Below are 1283 nucleotides of genomic sequence, written 5' to 3'. Positions count from 1 at the left end.
TCCCTCGCCCAAGCCTTGAGAAAGGACGACCTGTCTGGAAAAACCTCCCGGAAAAGTCGATAATAAGCCAGCCGTTTTACCTTTCCTTCAGGAATTGTGGCCCTGATCCCCTCATCACCTCCCCTGTCCCGCTTCGCCCAGGCCATCCAGCAGGGGGAATTTCTGCTCACCGCCGAGATTACCCCCCCCAAGGGATCCGACACCAGCACCCTGCTGTCTCTGGCCCAGCAGCTCAAGGGGCGGGTGCATGCCATCAACATTACGGACTCCAACCGAGCCATGGCCCGCATGAGCCCGTTGGCAGCTTCGCTGCTGTTGCATCAGGCAGGCGTTGAACCGATCCTGCAGTTGGCCTGTCGGGATCGCAACCGCCTGGCCCTCCAGGGGGATCTGTTGGGGGCCTCAGCTCTCGGCCTGCGCAATGTGTTGGCCCTCACCGGGGATCCCATCCACATCGGCGATTGCCCCGATGCCCGCCCCGTATTCGATCTGGAGTCGGTGCGCTTGCTGCAGCTTATCCAACGGCTGAACAACGGCCTCGATTGCAACGGCAAACCTCTCCCGGATGGGGGCACGCATCTGTTGCCGGGGGCAGCAGTAGAACCCCAATCGGGCAGCTTTTCCGGCCTGGAGCGGCGCTTCCACCGCAAGCTGGAAAACGGGGCCCAATTTTTCCAGAGCCAGATGGTCACCGACTTCGAGCAGCTGGAGCGCTTCATGGATAAGTTGGGCCGTCCCGCCGGCAAGCCCATCCTGGCTGGCATCTTTTTGCTCAAGTCGGCCAAAAATGCCGAGTTTATCAACCGCAACCTGCCAGGAGTGAAGATCCCAGACGGGATCATCCGGCGGCTGGCCAACGCCGCCCACCCCCTCGAAGAAGGGATCCGCATTGCCGCCGAACAGGTGCGGCAGGCCCGCCAAATCTGCCACGGGGTGCATCTGATGGCCGTCAAAGCCGAGCACCTCATCCCCCGCATTCTGGATGAGGCCGGGATCCCTCCCCTGACCCACTAGCTCAAGACCTGCTCCAGCCCGTAGACCAAACCTTGAAGCTGCAGCACCTTGCGGATCCCCAGGATCACCCCCGGCATAAAAGCTATCCGATCGGTGGTGTCGTGTCTCAAGGTGAGGGTTTGCCCCATCCCACCAAAAATGACCTCCTGATGGGCGATCAACCCCGGCAGACGAACGCTGTGAATGGGAATGTTGGGGCCAGAGAGCCCTCCCCGCGCACCGGGGATCAGCTCTTTTTCTTCCACTGAGGACTCCGTCCCGCTGTCGCG

General features: G+C 61.6%; 2 protein-coding genes. One reads left to right on the top strand and one right to left on the bottom strand.

Translation table 11 applies throughout. The features are described from left to right. Positions 1-96 precede the first annotated feature (96 nt). A complete protein-coding gene (locus NW819_RS14470; protein ID WP_414414174.1) occupies positions 97-1014 on the top strand; it encodes a methylenetetrahydrofolate reductase in 918 nt (305 codons plus the stop codon). On the opposite strand, the gene NW819_RS14465 is transcribed toward NW819_RS14470, so the two are convergent. Further along, positions 1011-1283: dihydrodipicolinate reductase C-terminal domain-containing protein (locus NW819_RS14465; protein WP_414414173.1), on the bottom strand; the 273-nt coding region annotated here is incomplete at its 5' end. The genes NW819_RS14470 and NW819_RS14465 overlap by 4 nt on opposite strands.

Origin of the sequence: Synechococcus sp. R8-2 (assembly GCF_047461715.1) — a bacterium.
Classification (GTDB): domain Bacteria; phylum Cyanobacteriota; class Cyanobacteriia; order Thermostichales; family Thermostichaceae; genus Thermostichus.
This window is presented reverse-complemented; position numbering and strand designations above follow the sequence as displayed.